Origin of the sequence: Streptosporangium sp. NPDC006007 (genome assembly GCF_040614315.1) — a bacterium.
GTDB lineage: Bacteria > Actinomycetota > Actinomycetes > Streptosporangiales > Streptosporangiaceae > Streptosporangium.
Genome location: NZ_JBEXUG010000001.1, coordinates 1 through 17,805, shown reverse-complemented (window position 1 = coordinate 17,805; position 17,805 = coordinate 1). Strand labels below are relative to the sequence as shown.

Annotated in this window: 16 protein-coding genes and 2 pseudogenes; 10 read left to right on the top strand and 8 right to left on the bottom strand. The window is 69.5% G+C overall.

Going from position 1 to position 17,805, the window contains the following annotated elements; translation table 11 throughout:
* Positions 1–103 precede the first annotated feature (103 nt).
* From ABZ194_RS00090 to ABZ194_RS00080, 3 genes are all read left to right on the top strand, one after another.
* Positions 104–370: a YiaA/YiaB family inner membrane protein gene (locus tag ABZ194_RS00090; RefSeq protein WP_355589808.1), complete on the top strand. Its 267-nt coding sequence runs from the start codon at positions 104–106 to the stop codon at positions 368–370.
* Positions 268–555 (top strand): DUF664 domain-containing protein, encoded by a 288-nt coding sequence (locus tag ABZ194_RS00085; protein WP_355589805.1) that lies wholly within the window; start codon positions 268–270, stop codon positions 553–555. Before ABZ194_RS00090 ends, ABZ194_RS00085 begins: the two co-directional genes overlap by 103 nt.
* Before the next feature lie 290 nt (positions 556–845).
* Positions 846–1,640: a type I restriction enzyme HsdR N-terminal domain-containing protein gene (locus tag ABZ194_RS00080; protein WP_355589802.1), complete on the top strand. Its 795-nt coding sequence runs from the start codon at positions 846–848 to the stop codon at positions 1,638–1,640.
* A gap of 61 nt (positions 1,641–1,701) precedes the next feature.
* On the opposite strand, the gene thiI is transcribed toward ABZ194_RS00080, so the two are convergent.
* The 3 genes and pseudogenes from thiI to ABZ194_RS00065 all read right to left on the bottom strand — a co-directional run.
* The gene (gene thiI, locus ABZ194_RS00075; RefSeq protein ID WP_355589799.1) at positions 1,702–2,904 is read right to left on the bottom strand and encodes a tRNA uracil 4-sulfurtransferase ThiI; all 1,203 of its coding nucleotides are present in this window, start codon (positions 2,902–2,904) and stop codon (positions 1,702–1,704) included.
* Positions 2,905–3,006: 102 nt separating this feature from the next.
* Positions 3,007–3,178 (bottom strand): annotated as a pseudogene (locus ABZ194_RS00070) (LuxR C-terminal-related transcriptional regulator); the annotation flags it as partial.
* A 57-nt stretch (positions 3,179–3,235) separates the two neighbouring features.
* Positions 3,236–3,517, bottom strand: a pseudogene (locus tag ABZ194_RS00065) (DUF5931 domain-containing protein); the annotation flags it as partial.
* On the opposite strand from ABZ194_RS00065, the gene ABZ194_RS00060 reads away from it, so the two are divergent.
* Complete coding sequence (locus tag ABZ194_RS00060; protein ID WP_355589796.1) at positions 3,509–4,357, top strand: MHYT domain-containing protein; 849 nt, start codon at positions 3,509–3,511, stop codon at positions 4,355–4,357. The pseudogene ABZ194_RS00065 and the gene ABZ194_RS00060 sit on opposite strands and share 9 nt — an antisense overlap.
* A gap of 208 nt (positions 4,358–4,565) precedes the next feature.
* Here ABZ194_RS00060 and ABZ194_RS00055 read toward each other — a convergent pair whose 3' ends face one another.
* The gene (locus tag ABZ194_RS00055) at positions 4,566–5,591 is read right to left on the bottom strand and encodes a 6-phosphofructokinase (protein WP_355589793.1); all 1,026 of its coding nucleotides are present in this window, start codon (positions 5,589–5,591) and stop codon (positions 4,566–4,568) included.
* Positions 5,592–5,750: 159 nt separating this feature from the next.
* On the opposite strand from ABZ194_RS00055, the gene glpK reads away from it, so the two are divergent.
* Positions 5,751–7,220, top strand: coding sequence for a glycerol kinase GlpK (gene glpK / locus ABZ194_RS00050; protein WP_355589790.1), 1,470 nt, complete (start codon positions 5,751–5,753; stop codon positions 7,218–7,220).
* Here the strand turns inward: glpK and ABZ194_RS00045 are convergent.
* Both ABZ194_RS00045 and ABZ194_RS00040 read right to left on the bottom strand, forming a co-directional pair.
* Positions 7,157–8,962, bottom strand: a complete 1,806-nt coding sequence (locus tag ABZ194_RS00045) for a N,N-dimethylformamidase beta subunit family domain-containing protein (RefSeq protein ID WP_355589787.1) — start codon at positions 8,960–8,962, stop codon at positions 7,157–7,159. The genes glpK and ABZ194_RS00045 overlap by 64 nt on opposite strands.
* Before the next feature lie 113 nt (positions 8,963–9,075).
* On the bottom strand, positions 9,076–10,029 hold the full coding sequence (locus ABZ194_RS00040) for a beta-propeller fold lactonase family protein (RefSeq protein WP_355589783.1): 954 nt from the start codon (positions 10,027–10,029) through the stop codon (positions 9,076–9,078).
* A gap of 213 nt (positions 10,030–10,242) precedes the next feature.
* Between ABZ194_RS00040 and ABZ194_RS00035 the strand changes: the two genes are divergently transcribed.
* Positions 10,243–11,142, top strand: coding sequence for a helix-turn-helix domain-containing GNAT family N-acetyltransferase (locus tag ABZ194_RS00035; protein WP_355589780.1), 900 nt, complete (start codon positions 10,243–10,245; stop codon positions 11,140–11,142).
* A 52-nt stretch (positions 11,143–11,194) separates the two neighbouring features.
* Here the strand turns inward: ABZ194_RS00035 and ABZ194_RS00030 are convergent, their stop codons facing one another.
* Complete coding sequence (locus tag ABZ194_RS00030; protein ID WP_355589777.1) at positions 11,195–12,334, bottom strand: alkaline phosphatase PhoX; 1,140 nt, start codon at positions 12,332–12,334, stop codon at positions 11,195–11,197.
* A 219-nt stretch (positions 12,335–12,553) separates the two neighbouring features.
* Between ABZ194_RS00030 and ABZ194_RS00025 the strand changes: the two genes are divergently transcribed.
* The 4 genes from ABZ194_RS00025 to ABZ194_RS00010 all read left to right on the top strand — a co-directional run bounded on the left by ABZ194_RS00025 (position 12,554) and on the right by ABZ194_RS00010 (position 17,455).
* Entirely contained in the window at positions 12,554–15,784 is a 3,231-nt protein-coding gene (locus ABZ194_RS00025; protein ID WP_355589774.1) for a P-loop NTPase fold protein, read from the top strand.
* Positions 15,785–16,053: 269 nt separating this feature from the next.
* Positions 16,054–16,428, top strand: a complete 375-nt coding sequence (locus tag ABZ194_RS00020) for a hypothetical protein (RefSeq protein ID WP_355589771.1) — start codon at positions 16,054–16,056, stop codon at positions 16,426–16,428.
* 65 nt (positions 16,429–16,493) lie between these two features.
* Entirely contained in the window at positions 16,494–17,180 is a 687-nt protein-coding gene (locus tag ABZ194_RS00015) for an ABC transporter ATP-binding protein (protein ID WP_355589768.1), read from the top strand.
* Positions 17,177–17,455 carry a hypothetical protein gene (locus tag ABZ194_RS00010; protein WP_355589765.1) on the top strand — a complete coding sequence of 93 codons (279 nt, stop codon included), beginning with the start codon at positions 17,177–17,179 and terminating at the stop codon, positions 17,453–17,455. Before ABZ194_RS00015 ends, ABZ194_RS00010 begins: the two co-directional genes overlap by 4 nt.
* A gap of 9 nt (positions 17,456–17,464) precedes the next feature.
* Here ABZ194_RS00010 and ABZ194_RS00005 read toward each other — a convergent pair.
* Positions 17,465–17,805, bottom strand: a 341-nt coding sequence (locus ABZ194_RS00005) for a transposase (RefSeq protein ID WP_355589762.1), incomplete at its 5' end; no start/stop codon positions are given.

The window sequence follows — 17,805 nt, the reverse complement described above, 5'->3', positions numbered from 1 at the left end:
CCGTGTTCGCGGGTACGGCCGGCGCCACAAGCCGTCGGCCGTACCCGCCGGCAACCATACTCACAGGTAACCAAGTGTTTCCCCCACGACCAAAGCGATTCAGGTGAGGCACACCAACGCCTTCCGCCTCCAGCCGGTCCCGCCCTTCGGCGTCTCCGTCTCGGCGGTCGCCGTCGGGCTCGTCTACCTCCCGGCCGAGACCCGGGTCCGGGCCTTCCCGGCCATCGGCGTGCTGTACGTCGTCACCTCGGCCTTCACCCTGGCCAAGTGCGTCCGCGACCGCCAGGAGCTCACCGACGTCACCACCCGCGTCGACCAGGCCCGCCTGGAGAGATTCCTCACCGAGCACGACCCCTTCAAAGTCGACTGACAAAAGCACGGAACAGGACGCCTGCACCCACCGCGACAGATCAAGTGACGACAATCATGGACCCACGGCGCAAGGTCGAAATGAGCCTTTGCCAGGTTTACTCCGTCATGGTTCAGGAGTACGCCCGCCACAACAGCCACGCCGATCTCCTCCGCGAGCGCATCGACGGCACCACCGGCCGGTGAGCGAGTCTCCAGGGCCGAAACGGTCACGAGATACGGGCCGGGTCCACTCCCCGTTCACGCGAACCAAGCGTGAGACCGTTGCGCCGACCGCCACCGCCCTCAATCACTTCTCCCATTTCTATGCATATGCCCTGATTCAAGAGGAGGTAGGATACGAAATTTATTCACATTAAAGGAGGCGGGCTTCACATCGGCAATCTGAGACCTATTGGATACCGGATCACTCTGTATTCAATGCACCTCTGGCGTTTACCCTGTCTTGTCACTACTAGCGCTCCAGGGTGGATGTCATGACTGAGCAGACGGTCAACGCAATGGTCAACTCCGGAGAAGCCAATGAGACGGCCGTCCCCCTCGCCGCTCCGGGCCGTGACACCCCGGCCAAGAAGCCATCCGCCCCCCGGACTGCTCCGAAGTGGGAGGTGGATGCCCGGGATCGTGTCCGAGCCGCCATACGGCGGTACTCCAAGCCTCTTGCCGATCTGGTCGCGCGCGACGCCAACGAGGGAGACACTCGGCTTCTGGTAACCGACTTCCTCTGCGACGGACTCGGATACGACAAATACGAAGAACTCACGACCGAGTATCAGGTAAAGGGAGAGTTCGCGGATTACGGTATCCGCATCGACAAACAGCTCGTCGCTTTCATCGAGGTGAAGCGCTGCAGCCAGAAGCTCAATGTGAGACACCTACGTCAGGTGCAGATGTACGCCGTGAACGAGGGCGTCGAGTGGATGATCCTCACCAACGGCCAGGTGTGGCAGGTCTATCACATGACCGGAGGGTTGCCTGTGGTCATAGACCTCGCTCTTGATGTAGACCTTCTCGGCGAGGCCACGTTGGCGGCGAAGACGGATGCTCTCTTCTACTTAAGCAAGGAAGCCTTCAAACGCCGCCTGATCGATGACCTGTGGAAGGCTCGCGCGGCGACCTCCGCCAAGTCTCTGGCTCAGGTCGTCCTATCCGATGTCGTCATCGACGCCATCAGGAAGGAAGTCCGGAGACAGACAAGCCACAACGCCGACGTCCAAGACATCGCTCGCATTCTCCGAGCTGACGTTCTACGCCCCGACACCCTGGGGTAAGGCGAAGCCGAGGGCCACAGGCAGGCGCACCGGCGATCGGGGGCGTGCGATCTTCGAGGAGTCAGCGGTCGAGTTTGTACTCCTGGAGGGAGCCGGCCAGCTGGACGGCGAGCTCCTCGGCGTCGAGGCGGCGCTCGATCTGCTTCAGGTCGGCGATCTTCGCGGCGGTCTCGGCCCGACGGGGGGCCAGGAGGGTGCAGCAGTCCTCGTCGGGGAGCTCGGAGATCTCCAGGGTCCCGATGCGGCGGGCCTCTGCCATGATCTCGGTCTTGTCGAGGCCGATGAGCGGGCGCAGGATCGGCAGGTCGACCGCGTCGTCCTGGGCGGTGATGTTCTGCAGGGTCTGGGAGGAGACCTGGCCCAGGGAGTCACCGGTGATCAGCGCTCTGGCCCTGAGCCGGCGGGCGACCTCCTCGGCGGTCTTGAGCATCAGGCGGCGCTGGGAGATGACGGCGAGCCGCTCCTGACCGGAGGCCTTGATGGACTGCTGGGCCTTGCCGAAGGGGACGACCCACAGGCGGGACCTGCCCTGGAACCTGTCCAGCGCCCGGACCAGCGCGTACGCCTTGTAGATGGACTCCGACGTGGTGAACGGGATGCCGGAGAAGTGCAGGAAGTCGACCCGCAGGCCGCGGCGCATCATCCGGTAGGCCGCCACCGGGGAGTCGATGCCGCCGGACATCAGCACCAGGCCGCGGCCGCTGGTGCCGACCGGAAGGCCGCCCTGGCCGGGCTGCCCTCCGGTGAAGACGAACACCTCGTCGCGGTCCACCTCGACGGAGACCACCAGGCCGGGGTTCTTCAGGTCGACCGGCAGACCGTAGATGTCGTTGAGCTCCCCGCCGACCGAGCGGTCGAGCTCCATCGAGGTGAGCGGGAAACGCTTGTCGCGGCGGCGGGAGCGGACCGCGAAGGAGACACCGCGTCTGACGTCCTCCCGATCGGCCAGCAGCTCGATCGCGGCCTTGGTGACCGCCGAGGGGTCCTTGGCGACCCGCCAGGCCCGGTGGATCCAGACCAGGCCGGGAACGTAGCCGACGCGCTCGGCGACCGCGTCGGCACGCTCGACGCCGGAGCCCTCGGGGAGGAAGAGGGCGATGACCCCGTGCCGCTGCCGTACGTCCACCTTGAAGTCGAGGTCCTTGAGTGCCGCCTTGATGTTGGCCTGCAGGGTGCGCTCGAAGATCTCGCGGTTGTTTCCCTTGAGGACGACCTCGCCCAGTTTGAGCAGAACGCAGGGCTCGCCCAAGGCGGACATGGTCATGGTGCAACCTCCGGTGGAGCTCTGAGAGGAATGTGGGGCTATCGCCAAGTGTCGCGCGCGATCGGGTAAAGGCAATGCCCGCGCCTGTAACTTTAGTCGGCCCTACGACTCGTCAAGTCCTCGCTCGATGGCGTAGCCGGCCCCACTCGACGCGGTTGTGGAGCTGCGGCTTGTTCAGCGTGTTCTGGACGTGGTTGCGCACGGTCCGATGGGAGAGCACGAGACACTCGGCGATCCGTCCGTACGACAGGCCCTTGGCGACCAGGCGGAGCACCAGCGGGGTGGAGAGCAGGCAGCCCAGCGTGACGAGCATGTCGGCGACGAGCAGCGGCCGGCCGCGGAGCTCCTCGACCGAGTAGGCGAAGACCGTCGCCACGGTCCAGAGAGCCATGAAGGCGATGACCAGCCGGCCGGTCGCCGGGTGGGCGTATCCCCCGGCGCGGATGAGCAGAACCGCCGCGTATCCGAGGGAGGCGACACGGAAGACCGCGACGGTCCGCCAGAACGGACCCTCTATTCCCGTCACGGCCCCGACCCTGCCGTCGTGCTGGACGGTGTTTACCTGTAATAATGCACCGATTTCCCGCTGATGGAGAACTAGAACATGTCCCATGTAGACCACTTCTCATACGGCCTGCTCACCCCCGTACTGGCATATCTCATGTCGGCCGTCGGGTGCATGCTCGGCCTTTTACTCACCGCCAAGGCCAGGACGGCCACGGGGTCGGCCCGGGCGCGCTGGCTGATCGGCGGAGCCCTGTCCATCGGAGGCACCGGCGTCTGGGTCATGCACTTCATCGCCATGATGGGCTTCGCCGTGGGCGGCGGCCGGATCCGCTACGACGTGCCCCTGACGATCGGCTCGGCGGTCCTGGCGATGATCGTCGTCGGCGCCGGCCTGTTCCTGGTCTCCCGGGGAAACGCGGGGTTCGGCGCGCTCCTGCTCGGCGGGGTGCTCGCCGGTCTCGGTGTGGCCGGGATGCACTACCTCGGCATGTTCGCGATGAACATGTCGGCACACGTCTCCTACGACCCGGCGCTGGTCGCGCTCTCGGTGGTGATCGCGATCGTCGCCTCCACCGTGGCGCTCTGGTTCACCCTGCGGGTCAACGGCGCGCCCGCCACCGGCGGCGCGGCACTGATCATGGCGGTCGCGATCTCCGGCATGCACTACGTCGGCATGTTCGCGCTGGAGGTGCAGCCCCGCGTCTCCACCGTGCCGGTCACCGGCGCGCGCGGCGTCGACTTCCTGCTGCCCGTGCTGTCCGTGGTGAGCCTGCTCACGCTCGGCCTGCTGCTGGCCGTCATCCTGTCGCCCTCGGAGCAGGAGATGCGCGACGACGCCGAACTGATCGCCCAGCTGGAGCACCTGCGCGACGGGTGGCCGGGCGCACCGGCGGCCCCCGCCGAGACGCCGAGGCGCCCCTCGCTGTTCGACTCCACCGGCGATTGACGGGAGGACGAGGGGGTGATGTACGGCTTGCGTCATCGCGGGCCGCTCAGCCGAGACGCAAGCCGTACACGGAGGGGGTTGCAGGCGGCCGGCCGCCCATGACACGAAGCTAGGGCCGGGCGCTTGCAGAACGTTTGCAAGGCGATAGGGATCCGCCGTGGCCTCCGACCGGGGCGACTCCCCTCCTCACGCCCGGAGGCCCCGGGTGTCAGCCGAAGAAGACCTCGGCCTCCTCGTATCGGCTGACCGGCACGGTCTTCAGCTCTTTGGTGGCCTCGTCGAGGCCGACCGTGACCACGTCGGTGCCGTGCAGCGCGACCATGGCGCCGAAGTGGCCCTCGTGCACGGCGTCGATGGCGTGCAGGCCGAACCGGGTGGCGAGCACCCGGTCGAAGGCCGTGGGCGTGCCGCCGCGCTGGATGTGACCGAGTACGGTGGTGCGGGCCTCCTTGCCGGTCCGCTTCTCGATCTCCTTGGCGAGCGTCTCCCCGATGCCGCCGAGCCGGACGTGGCCGAAGGAGTCGAGCTCGCCCGCCTGCAGGGCGGTCTGCCCCTCGATCGGGTGGGCACCCTCGGCCACCACGATGATCGGCGCGTAGCGGGTCTTGAACCGGGACTCCACGTAGGCGCAGACCCGGTCGATGTCGAAGGGCTTCTCCGGGATGAGGATGACGTTGGCGCCGCCGGCCATGCCCGCGTGCAGGGCGATCCAGCCCGCGTGACGGCCCATGACCTCGCAGATCAGGGCGCGATGGTGGGACTCGGCGGTGGTGTGGAGCCGGTCGATGGCCTCGGTGGCGATGTTGACCGCGGTGTCGAAGCCGAAGGTGTAGTCGGTGGCGTTGAGGTCGTTGTCGATCGTCTTCGGCACGCCGACGACCCGCACGCCCTTGTCGAAGAGCTGCTTGGCGACGCCGAGCGTGTCCTCGCCGCCGATGGCGATCAGGGCGTCGACCCCGTTCGCCGCCAGGTTGTCCTTGATCTTCTCAACGCCGCCCTCGATCGTCATCGGGTTGGTCCGTGACGAGCCGAGGATCGTGCCGCCACGCGGCAGAATGCCCCGCACGGCCTGGATGTCCAGCGGCATGGTGTCGCCTTCGAGTGGCCCGCGCCAGCCGTCGCGGAATCCGACGAACTCATAACCGTAGACGCCGGCGCCCTTGCGCACGACGGCGCGGATAACGGCGTTCAGGCCGGGGCAGTCGCCGCCCCCGGTAAGCACTCCAACACGCATGACATCCTCCGACAGTGGTTCCGCGGCAAAGTGGTGGTTGCGAGACAAGATGGCCAGACTGAGTGGGGTAACGCGGCCGGCGGGGGTTTGGGCCGCCGACGCACCGCATTCTGCCCACAGAAGAGGCCAGTGGTCTAGACCAAAATGAAGGAGCCTCCTATGTCCGTTCTCGCCATCGACGCCGGCACGACGGGGGTCACCGCGCTCGTCGTGACCGAGGACGGCCGTGTCGACTCCCGGGGGTACCGGGAGTTCGCCCAGTACTTTCCCGAACCCGGCTGGGTGGAACATGTTCCGGAGGAGATCTGGCAGGCCACGCTGGCCGCCTGCCGTACCGCGCTGGACCGGGCGAGCACCGTCCCGTCCTGCGTGGGGATCACCAACCAGCGCGAAACCGTCGTCCTGTGGGACTCCGCCACCCTCGCCGCGACCCGCCCGGCGATCGTCTGGCAGGACCGCCGCACGGCGGAGATCTGCGCGCGACTGCGCGAGGCGGGGCACGAGCCCGGGGTGGCCGCGCTGACCGGGCTGCGGTTGGACCCGTATTTCACCGCTACCAAGTTTACCTGGCTGGGTGAGCACGACCCCAGGTCATGGTCGGCCGTGACCTCGGGAAACGCCGTCGTGGGCACGGTGGACTCCTATCTGGTGGCGCGGCTGACCGGCGGCGCCCGGCACGTCACCGACGCCTCCAACGCCTCCCGCACACTGCTGTACGACCTCCGGGCCGGCGGGTGGTCGGCGGAGCTGTGCGAGCTGTTCGGGGTGCCCGTGGGCGCTCTGCCGGAGATCGTGCCGAACCACGGTGAGATCGGCCGGACCGACCCCGCCGCCTTCCTCGGCCTGGACCTGCCGATCGGCGGCATGGCCGGCGACCAGCAGGCCGCGCTGTTCGGGCAGACCTGCTTCTCCCCCGGCGACGTAAAGTGCACCTACGGGACGGGATCCTTCGTCCTGATCAACACCGGGGCCGAGCCCGTCAGGTCCGACGCAGGACTGCTGACCACCGTGGCCTGGCAGACCCCGTCCGGCGAGATCACCTACGCCCTGGAGGGCTCGATCTTCGTCACCGGCGCCGCCGTGCAGTGGCTCCGCGACGGGCTGGGGCTGATCGACACCGCGCAGGAGTCCGAGGCCCTGGCGCGCACGGTCCCCGACAGCGGCGGCGTGGTGTTCGTGCCCGCGCTGACCGGTCTCGGCGCGCCACACTGGGACCCCGGCGCCCGGGGCACCGTGCTCGGCATCACCCGGGGCACCACCCGCGCCCACCTGGTCCGCGCCACACTGGAGGCGATCGCGTTCGAGGTGCGCGACGTGGTGGAGGTCATGACCGGCGCGGCGGGCCTGCGGGTGCCCACGCTGAAGGCGGACGGCGGCGCCAGCGGCAACGACCTGCTCATGCAGCTCCAGGCCGACCAGCTCGGCACGCCGGTCGAGCGGCCCGCGGTCCGGGAGACCACCGCGCTGGGAGCGGCGTTCCTCGCCGGGCTCGGCACCGGCGTCTGGTCCTCCACGGACGAGCTGCGCGAGACCTGGAGCCTGGAGCGGCGTTTCGAGCCCGGCGTTCAGGACGGCACGGCGTACACCCGCTGGCTGAAGGCGGTGGACCGGGCCCGCTCGTGGGTGTAGTGCGATCCGCGCCTCCGCCGGCCGTCACGGTCGGGCCGGCCGTCAGGGGCGCGGCCGTCGTCCCGGCCGCGGTCGCGGTGACCGTCGCGGCGGCTGTCCGGGCGGCTGTCGCGGTCACGGTGGCCGTCGCGCCCGCGGAGGGGGCCGGCCAGGCCCAGGGGCGTGAGGTTGTCCCGAGCCGGGTGCTCGTGCGCGGCCGGACCGGCGGCGAAGGCCCGCAGAATGTTCGTGGTGGCCCTGCGGACGAAGAGTCCCGCCTGGTCGGTGACGCCGTGGCCGCAGCGGGAGCCGCGCATCGCGCACACCCAGCGCATCGTGCCGGAGCTGAACACCCCGGCACCGCTCGGCGCGGTGTAGTAGGCGCTGTGCGCGGTCGTGGCCCGGCCGCCGCAGTCGACCGGGGAGATCGACAGGATCTCCATCGGGCGGGGCACCCCCGGCAAGACCTCGTCGGTCTCCACCCCGGCCATGCCCGGGAAGGTGGTGCCGCGTCTGACCCCGGTCCCCTCGAAGATCCAGCTGTCGGCGCGGTGGACCACATAGGCGGCCTCGGCGGGGAAACAGTTGTACATCGGGCCGGTCAGCGAGCTCTCCGGCTCGCTCTCGCGCCACCGGTCGGTGGTCGGGTCCTCCGCCGCGTCCTTGTGGCAGACGATCATGCGGTTGCGGCCCATCGGCGTCGCGGCGAACCGGATCCGCCAGTAGACGGCGTTGGCACCGAGGAAGGCGACGTTGGTGCCGTGGTCGCGGGCGGCCTCCACGGTGCGGCGCATGCGGGTCGACCAGTACTCGTCGTGGCCCAGGGAGACCAGGCCCCGGGCGCCGTCGAGAACACGCGGATCGCTTTCGAGCTCCAGGTTGGTGATGTAGGCCAGCGGGACGCCGCTGTGCTCGGCGACCTCGATCGCGTCGCGCTCCAGGTCCAGGAAGAGCCGGGCGCCCGAGGTGTCGTAGGGGCGGTCGAAGCTGACCGCGCGGGACCTGTCCTCGAAACCGCCGGGGCCCAGGTAAAGGCTGCGACCGCCCCAGAGGTTGTACGCCTGCCAGGTGGTGACCGCGTTGACGACGACCACGCGCCCCTGGGTCGAGGCGGACCTGACCGTGAGCGGGACGTAGCGCTGACCTCCGGTGGCGGCGTCCAGCCGGATCAGGTAGGAGCCCTCGGGCCAGCCGGTGGTGTCCACCTCCGAACCCGGCCGCCAGTGACCGGCGGTCACCGCCCGGGTCGCGGCGATCGTCCTGGACCGCTCCTGCCTCTCCCCGGGGGTCCTGGCCGACTCCCAGACCATCCGGGCGCCGGCTCCGCCGTACCAGCCCATCCGGAAGGCCCGGGCGGTGTAGTGGTCGGCGGTGGTCGAGACGTACAGCCGGAACGGCTCACCCGGCAGCACGCTCACCCGGTCGGCGAAGCCCTCGATCTCGTGTTCGGCACCGCGGTTGGTCACCCGCCAGCGCGGATCGCCCTCCTTGGCGTTCTCCGCCACGGTGGCGTTGCCGGGGGTGCCGGTCGGGGCGGGGACGGCGGCCGCGCCGGGCGCGCCCGCGGCCCCGATGCCCGCCGGGGTGGGGTTCTCCACCGGAGAGGCCGGGGAGGCCAGGGAGGAGGGTACCGGTGAGGGCAGGCCCGCGGGCGAGGGGATCGCCGCGGGCGGGCCGGGTGCGCGGTCGGCGACGACGGCGCACCCGACGACCACCGCGGTCGCCATCAGTGTGATCGCCAGATGCGTGGACGCTCGGAACATGGTCACCAGCATGACCCCCCACAAGGCCTCTCACCTGCGACTTGGCCGGTTCTTGGCCGCACGACGGCCCCACGACGGCCCCGCTGCGGGCTCGGGATGGGCTCAGGGCGGGATCAGGAGAGCGGCAGCACGCAGGTGGGGGTGTCGACCGCGAACACCTCCGCGCCCGGCCGGGGGATCCCGTCCTTCAGCTCCAGTACGGCGACGCCGCCGGAACGCTGGTTGGCCACGTACATCCGGCCGTCGGCGACGGCGAAGTGCCTGGGCCAGACCCCGCCGCAGGCGACCTCCGCGATCGGGTCCAGGGTGAGCGGGGAGAGCACCGAGATCGTGTCGGGCCCCCGGTTGGCGACGTAGACGAGCCCGTCGGACACCTCCAGGTGCGAGGGACGGTTGCCGCGGGCGGCGGCGCCCGAGGTGGTGGCGACGGCCCGGACCTCGCGCCAGCCGTCGTCGTAGACGCGGACCGTGCCGTCCGACTCCCCGGTCACGTACCAGTGGTCCCCGGAGCGGGCCATGTGCCGGGGGCCCATCCCCGGGGCCAGCCGTACCGGGCCCTCGGGGTGCGGCGCCACCTGACCTTCGACCAGGTAGCGGCGGATCTCGTCGGCGCCCAGGTCGGCCACGTACAGCACGCCGTCGGGGCCGAAGACGGCCTGGTGGGCGTGGGCGCCCGCCCGGTAGGGGAAGGTCCGTACCTCGCAGGTCAGGAGACCGGATCCGTCGATCCGGTGCACGGTCACCGTGCCGTCGCCGTAGTTGGCCACCGCGAGCAGCGTGCCGGACGGGTCGACGGCCAGGTGACAGGGGAACGAGCCGCCGCTCGGCCGCTGGGCCAGGGGGACCGGCGCGCCGCGCCCGGCGCGGGCGAAGACGCCGACCGTGCCCCGCTCGCCCTCTCCCACGGCGTACAGGATCGGCAGCCGGGGGTGGGCGGCGAGGAACGACGGGCCCGAGGCCGGGGTGGCGCCGAGCCGCGCGAGGCTTCCCAGCTCCACAACGGTGATTCCCACCCCGGATCCCCCGGTGTCCGGGGTGTACCCGCCGATGTACGCAAGCTCAGCCATCATGCTCCCGCCGCCGGATCGGGCGGTCCGCGCCGCCCGAAGACTCGTCATCCGTTCTCGACCAGTCTGCGAACCTAGCGCAGTCATCTCTCAGGCTGGACACGGGTGTCCCACGGACGGCTTCCTCGCCGGACAAGACCAGTTCTGTGCGGAGAGCATGGTACTTAGGCGTTTTGATTGACCAGGTCAATGGAACGGCTGATTCTGTCAGGTATGGACAACCTTCTCGCGGAGGTCCGCGCGTTCAACCGCTTCTACACCGAGGTCATCGGCCTGCTCCAGCAGGGTCTTCTGGACAGCCCCTTCTCCCTCACGGAGGTGAGGGTGCTGTTCGAGCTCCACCTGCGGGACCGTATGGAGACGGGGGAACTGCGGCGGCTGCTGGAGCTGGACTCCGGATACCTCAGCCGGATGCTCGGGCGGTTCGAGAGGGACGGCCTGCTCGTGCGGGAGCGGTCGGCCGCCGACGCGCGGCGGCAGATCATCCGGCTGACCGGGGCGGGCAGGGACACGTTCGCCACCCTCGACGAGCGCTCGGCGGCGCAGGTGCGGGACCTGCTGGGAGGGGCGACCGAGGAGGACCGGCGGCGGCTGGCGGCGAGCATGGCCACGATCCGGGAGATCCTCACCCGGGCCCGGAAGGCCGAGCCGTACGTCATCCGCCCGCTGCGTTCGGGGGATCTCGGCTGGACGGTGTACCGGCACGGCGTGCTCTACAGCCGGGAGTACGGCTGGGGCCAGGACTTCGAGGCGCTGGTGGCCAGGATCGTGGCCGACTACGGGGACGCCCACGACCCGCTGCGCGAGGCCGGATGGATCGCCGAGATGGACGGCGAACGGGTGGGGTGCGTCTTCTGCGTGCGCAAGGACGACGAGACGGCCCGGCTGCGGATGCTGCTGGTGGAGCCGTCCGTCCGGGGGACCGGGATCGGCCGGCGGCTCGTCGAGGAGTGCCTGCGCTTCGCCAGGGCCGCGGGCTACCGGCGGATGATGCTCTGGACCAGAGACGTGCTGACCGGGGCCCGGAGGATCTACCGCACCGCGGGCTTCCAGCTCGTCGAGGAACAGGCCGCCGACGGCGTCGTCGAGGAGGTCTGGGCTCTGGACCTGTGAAGGCGGACCTGTGACCGACCGGCGCCGACTGCCGGTCGGTGGAACGGGCCGGTCAGCGGCGGAACGGCCCGGCGACCTCGTAGGTGAAGCCGTCGGTCCCGGCGGGGTCACCGAGGACACCACGCTGGGAGGAGAAGTACAGGCGGCTGCCGTCCGGTGAGAAGGCGGGACCGGTGATCTCCGACTTGAGATGACCGTCGAGCCGGAGGAACGGGGCGACCGTCCGGTCGGGGGTGATCAGGTTGATCTCCATGTTATCGCCGTCCTCGGCGACGTAGAGATCTCCACCGGGGGTGCCGGTGAGGTTGTCCACGCCCTTCAGCGGGGCGTCGGCGTCATAGACGACCTCCAGACGCTGGCGCTCGGCGTCGTAGCCCCAGACCCGGTTGTCCACCTTGGTGGTGAAGAAGCAGACGCCGTCGGCGTAGTAGCAGCCCTCTCCTCCCTGGAAGTGACCGGCCTCGTCCACCTGGTAGCGGGTCATCTCCCGCACCGCTGCGGGGTCGGACACCCGCTTCCAGATCACCGGTCCGGTGTCTGAGTCGGAGTCGACACAGAGCACCTCCAGCCGTCCTGACGTCAGGCTGCCCCAGCGGTTGGGGCGGAAGCGGTAGAAGCAGCCGTCCCGCTCGTCCTCGGTCATGTAGACCACCTGCCGGACCGGGTCGCAGGCGGCGGCCTCGTGCTTGAACCTGCCCATGGCCAGGCGGGGCAGCGCGGTGCGCACGCCGTATGGATCGCACTCGAAGACCCGCCCGCGCGAGGTCTCCTCGCACGACAACCAGGTGTTCCACGGAGTACGTCCGCCGGCGCAGTTGAGCGTGGTGTCCGAGAGGATGCGATAGGCGCCGCGGATGGTGCCGTCGGACCCGAACTTGATCGCGCTCGCCCCACCGTGCAACGGGATCTCCGAGTTGGACACGTAGATCCAACCGTCTCCGTCGGGGAAGCACGCACCACCGTCCGGAGCGGGGTGCCAGAGCATCCCACCGACCCGGTTGCCGGTGCGGGCGACGACCCTGCCGGTAAACCCGTCCGGAAGGGCGAGCCCGTTGGCGTCGGGTGTGCCGAGCGGGCCATAGGGGCTGTCCCCCTGCGGCGAGATGGCGCGGGCGGCGTCCTGCCAGAGCGATCCGGCCAGGGCCGTCCCGATGGCCAGACCTCCCGCGCGCACGAATGTTCGACGAAGCATTGTGTCTCCTCACTGCCTTGACAGTGCATGACAAGCGAGTTGACGGTACACGACAAATCCATTGAATTCAGGTGAACGACGCGACTTCCGGGGCCCAAACTTTACGGAACCCGGAGGGCAAAAATTGCCCAAAACAGGTCGCCCTATCGTCAAGATCCTCATTATCCGGCGCTGGTGCGTCCAGAGTGGGATCACATCGCCGTCAGACCGGGAGAACCGTTGAACGAAGGACTCGCGTTCGCGAATCCGATCTTCGAGACCGCCCCCCGGGTGGGTGCCCGCAGAGCTCTGATCTTCCTCGACGCACCGCCCGGCCCCCTGTCCGGCCCCCCGTCCGCCGCCTCCCCCGGCCCGGCCCCGGCGTCCCCGCCCGCCGCGCCGCCCACCGCCCAGACGCCCCCGGCAGCCGAGACGGCCCGGACCGCTCCAGCGCCCCCGGCGGTCCCGGCGATCACCCGGGCGACCGCGCCGACGCCTCCGCCCGCTACGACACCCACCCTGACACCGGCCGTGACACCGGCCGTGACACCGGCCACGGCACCGGCCACGGCACCGGCGCCGCCAACACCGGCGGCCGGCTCACGGCCGGACGCGCGCCTGGCGAGCGTGCTCCGCGCGGAGGGCTACACGGTGGACGCCGAGCACAGCCGGGGCGCGGAGGCCGACGGCGAACGGATCTGGGAGTTTCTCAGGTCGGCGCAGGAGCGGGACCTGCTGGTGATCCGGCTGCCCTCCGACGACGGCTGGACCTCCGGGCAGCTCGGGTCGATGATCGGCGCGTTCGGCCGGCAGGTCGGCCGGTCGCCGGCCGCGGCCGTACTGCTGATCGTGGACTTCGGCTGGAGCGCCCTCGACGACTCCGCGGAGCCGGTCAGGCAGCTGGCCGTGGCGGGAGATCCCCAGGTGGTCGCGGCGGCCCTCACCCTGACGCTGCGGTTCGACGAGACGCTCCCCGGCCCGGTGCGCAGCCTGACCGAGGTCCTCACCGAGGGCCTGGTGACCCGAGCCGCCGACCTCGACGGCGACGGAGTGATCACCGTGGGCGAACTGCACGGCTACGCGCTCCGCCACTACGCGACCGCCTCAGCCGCCCGCACCCCCATCCTGATCACCTACGGCGCCGTCAAGGGCGTCGCGCTGACCCAGGCCGGAGACCGGTCCGCCGCACCCCCCGCCGCCTTCGCCCAGGCCGTGGCCCGGCTCGGCGGGCCCACCCCACCGGTGTCGGGCGCCGAGATCGTCCGGCGGATCTACGAGCTCCACCTGAGCGAGCCGGCCAGGGAACTGCTGCGCAGGGCCTCCCTCCTGGACGAGGACGAGTCCGTGGACGAGGTCTTCGGCGACGCCTCCGAGCTCAGGGAGTGGGGGCTGCTCGGTGAGACGGCCACGTTCGTCCACCCGGACGTGCGGGCCTTCGGCTACTCGCGGCTGTCGGCCGCCGAGAGCGCCCGGACCTCCGCTGTACTGCGCCGCAGACGGGCCGGGCTGCGGGCCGTACAGCCGAGGACCCGGCTCACCGCCGACCGGTGGACCACGGAGGACCGGCTCGGGCACCGGGTCTACGCCGAGGCCATCGCCGCGTTCGTCCGCCACCCCGAGACCCGCCCGCCGCTCACCATCGGCGTCAAGGGACCGTGGGGCGCCGGGAAGACCTCCCTGATGCGGATGATCCAGGATCTGCTGGACCCCGGAGCCGCGGGAGAGGAGCCCGCCGAGATCCATCTGCCCGGCTCCCACCCGGACAGAGCCCTGACCAACGGGGAGGTGCTGGCCAGGGCCAGACGGCGCCCCCCGGAGAGCGCGGGGCGGGCGGTACCCGGCCCCCTGCCGGTACCGCGGGCCGACTGGCGGCCGACCGTCTGGTTCAACCCGTGGATGTACCAGAACGGCGAGCAGGTCTGGGCCGGGCTCGCCCACGAGATCATCAGCCAGGTCACCGAACGGCTGCCCCGCGCCGAGCGGGAGCGGTTCTGGCTGGAGCTCAACCTCACCAGGGTCGACCGGGAGGCGGTGCGCCGGCGCGCCTATCACCTGGTGATGACCCGTCTCGCCCCCCTCGTGCTCAGCCTGGTGGCCACGCTGGTCCTCACCGGGGCGCTGCTCGCCGCCACCGCGCTGCTGCCCGCGCTCGACGCCCTTCTGCGGAACACGGCCGCCGCGATCGGCTCGGCCGGCTCGGTGGCCGTGGTCGGGATGGGCGCCGTACGCCTGGCGAGGTTCTTCGGCGAGTCGGCGAACAGCGCCTTCTCCGGCCTGGTCCAGCAGCCCGACGTGCTCGCGCGCGACGCGGCCGAGAGGTTCGCCGGCGAGGTCGTGGGCGGTCCCGGCTACCGGTCCAGGACCGGTTTCCTGCACCTGGTGCAGACCGACATGCGGCACGTGCTCGACCTGGTGGCCACCGAGGACCGGCCGCTGGTGGTGTTCGTGGACGACCTGGACCGGTGCTCGCCGGGAACGGTGGCGCAGGTCATCGAGGCGATCAACCTGTTCCTCGCGGGTGAGTTCCCGAACTGTGTGTTCGTGCTGGCCATGGAGCCGGAGGTGGTCGTCGCGCACGTGGAGGCCGCCTATCGGGAGCTGATGGAGACGCTGCCGGACGCCGGACGGTCCAGGCTGGGCTGGCGGTTCCTGGAGAAGATCGTGCAACTGCCGCTGAGCGTTCCGCTGCTCGACGACGCCGACCGGCTGCCCGCCTTCGTGCGGGCCCTGCTGGGCGTGCCCGAGACCGCCGTCCCCGCCGAACCGGCCACCTCCGCGAGCGCGCCGGGCCGGCAGAGGCCCTCCTCGGAAGCCGCCGGACCGCACTCCCCCGGAACGGACTCCCCCGTTCCCCGATCCCGGTCGGTGGAGCCGCCGGATCCGGCGCGGGTGAGCCGCCTGGAGGACGCCATCTGGGCGCTACGGCCGACGGCCGTGACCCTGGACGAGGCGGCGAGGCTGGCACAGGAGGCCCTGGGCGTCGAAAGCCCGGACACGATCGGCGGGCTGTCCTCGGCGACGCGCGAGGCCGCCGACCGGGTCTTCGACAGCCTCTACAGCGACGAGAACGCCTACCGGGCGATCGAGTTCGTGCTGCCGGCCCTGACGTTCTTCAACCCCCGCCAGATCAAGCGCTACGTGAACGTCTTCCGCTTCTACTCCTTCCTCACCTACCGGCGCGTGCTCGCCGGAGCGGAGCCCGCCTCGGACGCCGAGGTCGCCAAGCTCGCGGCGCTGACCATCCACTGGCCGCACCTGCTGTCGCTGCTGGTCATGGAGATCGACGGGACCACCGTGCTGCAGAGCCTCGAACACGCCGCGGGCGCGGGCGACGACCCTGCTTGGGAACAGGCCGCCCACGAGGCGGGCCTGGCCTGCCACGGCGCCTGGGACGACACCCACCTGAACACCCTGCGCGACCTGCTCTCCTCCCCCCACCCCATCGCCCCCCTCGCCCGCCACCTCCTCTGACCCCAAACGGTGACGGAACTATCCAATCAAAGGCGAACACAGCACTAATCGGCCGGCAGGATATTCACGAAAAGCACGCCGCATATTCCACCTACCCCAGCAAATACCGTATCCCGCAGGAGCTCCAGGCCCGCTGATCATAGGCGATCCCCACATAAAAGCAAGACTTGAATTTCGATGACCGAAATCGTCGAAATTGGACCTGCGAACGGGGAAATTCGACATATCTCCCGCCCGTCGTCATCCACCAATACAAGAGGAGGACACCTGTGTCCATCAGGTTCAACCGGCCCGTCAAGGCGCTTGCCACACTAGCAGGCGGCGTACTAGCAGCCAGCACCCTTGCACCTGTTGCCGGCGCCTTCGCAATGAGCGCCTCCACCAGCAACGGTGTTGCGCATTCCTACACTCATGGCAGTAACATCGTACGTCTGGTGAACAACAGCTGGGCCACCAACCCCGGCCACGTGTACAACCAGTACTACAGAAGCGCCGCACCCACCACGCAAAGGTCGTATGAGGTCTACGGGGCGGACGGTGCCTACGTAGACAGCAACACCGGCTCCTCCCTTATTGACCTGAGGGCATGCGAGACCATCCCGGCGTGGCCGGACAACTGCAGCGCTTGGTCTGGTAGCCACTAGCGACAACGTTGCCGGGCGAGGGCGAAGTCACCTCTGCCCGGCAACGCCCCCATTCTAAGGAATCCGTGACAGACCTCACTTCTCGTCCCCCCATTCTCCGCATCGAGGAGCTGCGCTATTCAGCCGCGAACACACTGATCTTCAATGGACTCAATCTCAATGTTCATCAGGGTGAATCGGTCGCTCTCTGCGGGCCAAGCGGTACCGGTAAGACTACGCTCTTGACGTGTATTCTCGGTCTGACAAGACCTGACGGAGGATGTGTTCTCGTCGCAGGCGAGGACGTGACCCGGCTGTCTAAACGACGGATGGCCATGCACCGACGCAAGCATGTCGGCATGGTTTTCCAATTTGGAGAGCTGCTTCCTGAACTGTCACCGGTGGAGAATGTGGCGCTGGCGGCGCTTTTGGCAGGCCAGGATCGTGGATCGGCGTATGACTCCGCCAAGGTGCTCTTGGACGAGCTTGGTGTCCCCCACGGTCAGACGCCCACCGCGTATTTGTCCGGCGGAGAGCGGCAGCGAACAGCGGTGGCCCGGGCTCTGATCACCGACCCGCCCCTGATCCTCGCAGACGAACCCACCGGGGCACTGGATCAACAGAGCCGGGATTCAGTGGCCAGCGTCCTCTTCGATCTTCCTCGCCGTCGTGGCTGCGCACTCGTGGTCGTGACACACGACGGCAGCGTGGCACGCCGAGCCAACCGCAGGCTCGACCTGGTCGCCGGCCGGCTGGCGGGAGCGGAAGCATGACGAGTCGCGCACTGTGGTGGCAGCTCCTGCGAATCGGACTGAGGGCAGGGCTGCACGCGCACGGCGGCAGGCTGCGATTCATGGCGCTGATCACCGCGTCGACGGTCATGACGATCTTCTTCTTGTCGACCCTCATGGTCACCGCCTCCTATGACGGGAGGACGCAACGCGATCTCGCCCGGGGCGCTGAGCATGCCTTGGGCAGGAAGAGCCCAGCGGTGGCACTGTACGCGCCGGATGGCGACTCCATCGCTGAGAAGGTGTTTGAGAGCTGATCGCCAACCTCACCGGACCCATTCGAGCGGCCGTGGCCCGGGTCGCTGAGCAGGGCACCCTCGGGTGACTCGCCGCAGCAGGGTGCTGATCGCCGCCCACCGGATCATCGCCTCGCTCGTTGCCGGTTGACGCTCGTAGTCGCGGGCCAGTCGCCGATGCGTCATCAGCCAGGCCAGGGCCCGCTCGACCACCCACCGCCTGGGATGCACCCGAAAGCCGCGCTGCCCGGCGGGCTTGGCGACGATGAACACGACGATGCCCAGCACCTCGCGCGCCCAGGCCACCAATCGTCCCGAAAAGCCCTGATCGGCGAAGACCACCCGGCAAACGCCGCTCAGATACAACCCCA

Bases quoted from the DNA above. Each gene is read 5' to 3' on its own strand.
- ABZ194_RS00080 (WP_355589802.1), top strand. From the start codon at position 846: ATGACTGAGCAGACGGTCAACGCAATGGTCAACTCCGGAGAAGCCAAT.
- thiI (WP_355589799.1), bottom strand. From the start codon at position 2,904: ATGACCATGTCCGCCTTGGGCGAGCCCTGCGTTCTGCTCAAACTGGGC.
- ABZ194_RS00060 (WP_355589796.1), top strand. From the start codon at position 3,509: ATGTCCCATGTAGACCACTTCTCATACGGCCTGCTCACCCCCGTACTG.
- ABZ194_RS00055 (WP_355589793.1), bottom strand. From the start codon at position 5,591: ATGCGTGTTGGAGTGCTTACCGGGGGCGGCGACTGCCCCGGCCTGAAC.
- glpK (WP_355589790.1), top strand. From the start codon at position 5,751: ATGTCCGTTCTCGCCATCGACGCCGGCACGACGGGGGTCACCGCGCTC.
- ABZ194_RS00045 (WP_355589787.1), bottom strand. From the start codon at position 8,962: ATGTTCCGAGCGTCCACGCATCTGGCGATCACACTGATGGCGACCGCG.
- ABZ194_RS00040 (WP_355589783.1), bottom strand. From the start codon at position 10,029: ATGGCTGAGCTTGCGTACATCGGCGGGTACACCCCGGACACCGGGGGA.
- ABZ194_RS00035 (WP_355589780.1), top strand. From the start codon at position 10,243: ATGGACAACCTTCTCGCGGAGGTCCGCGCGTTCAACCGCTTCTACACC.
- ABZ194_RS00030 (WP_355589777.1), bottom strand. From the start codon at position 12,334: ATGCTTCGTCGAACATTCGTGCGCGCGGGAGGTCTGGCCATCGGGACG.
- ABZ194_RS00010 (WP_355589765.1), top strand. From the start codon at position 17,177: ATGACGAGTCGCGCACTGTGGTGGCAGCTCCTGCGAATCGGACTGAGG.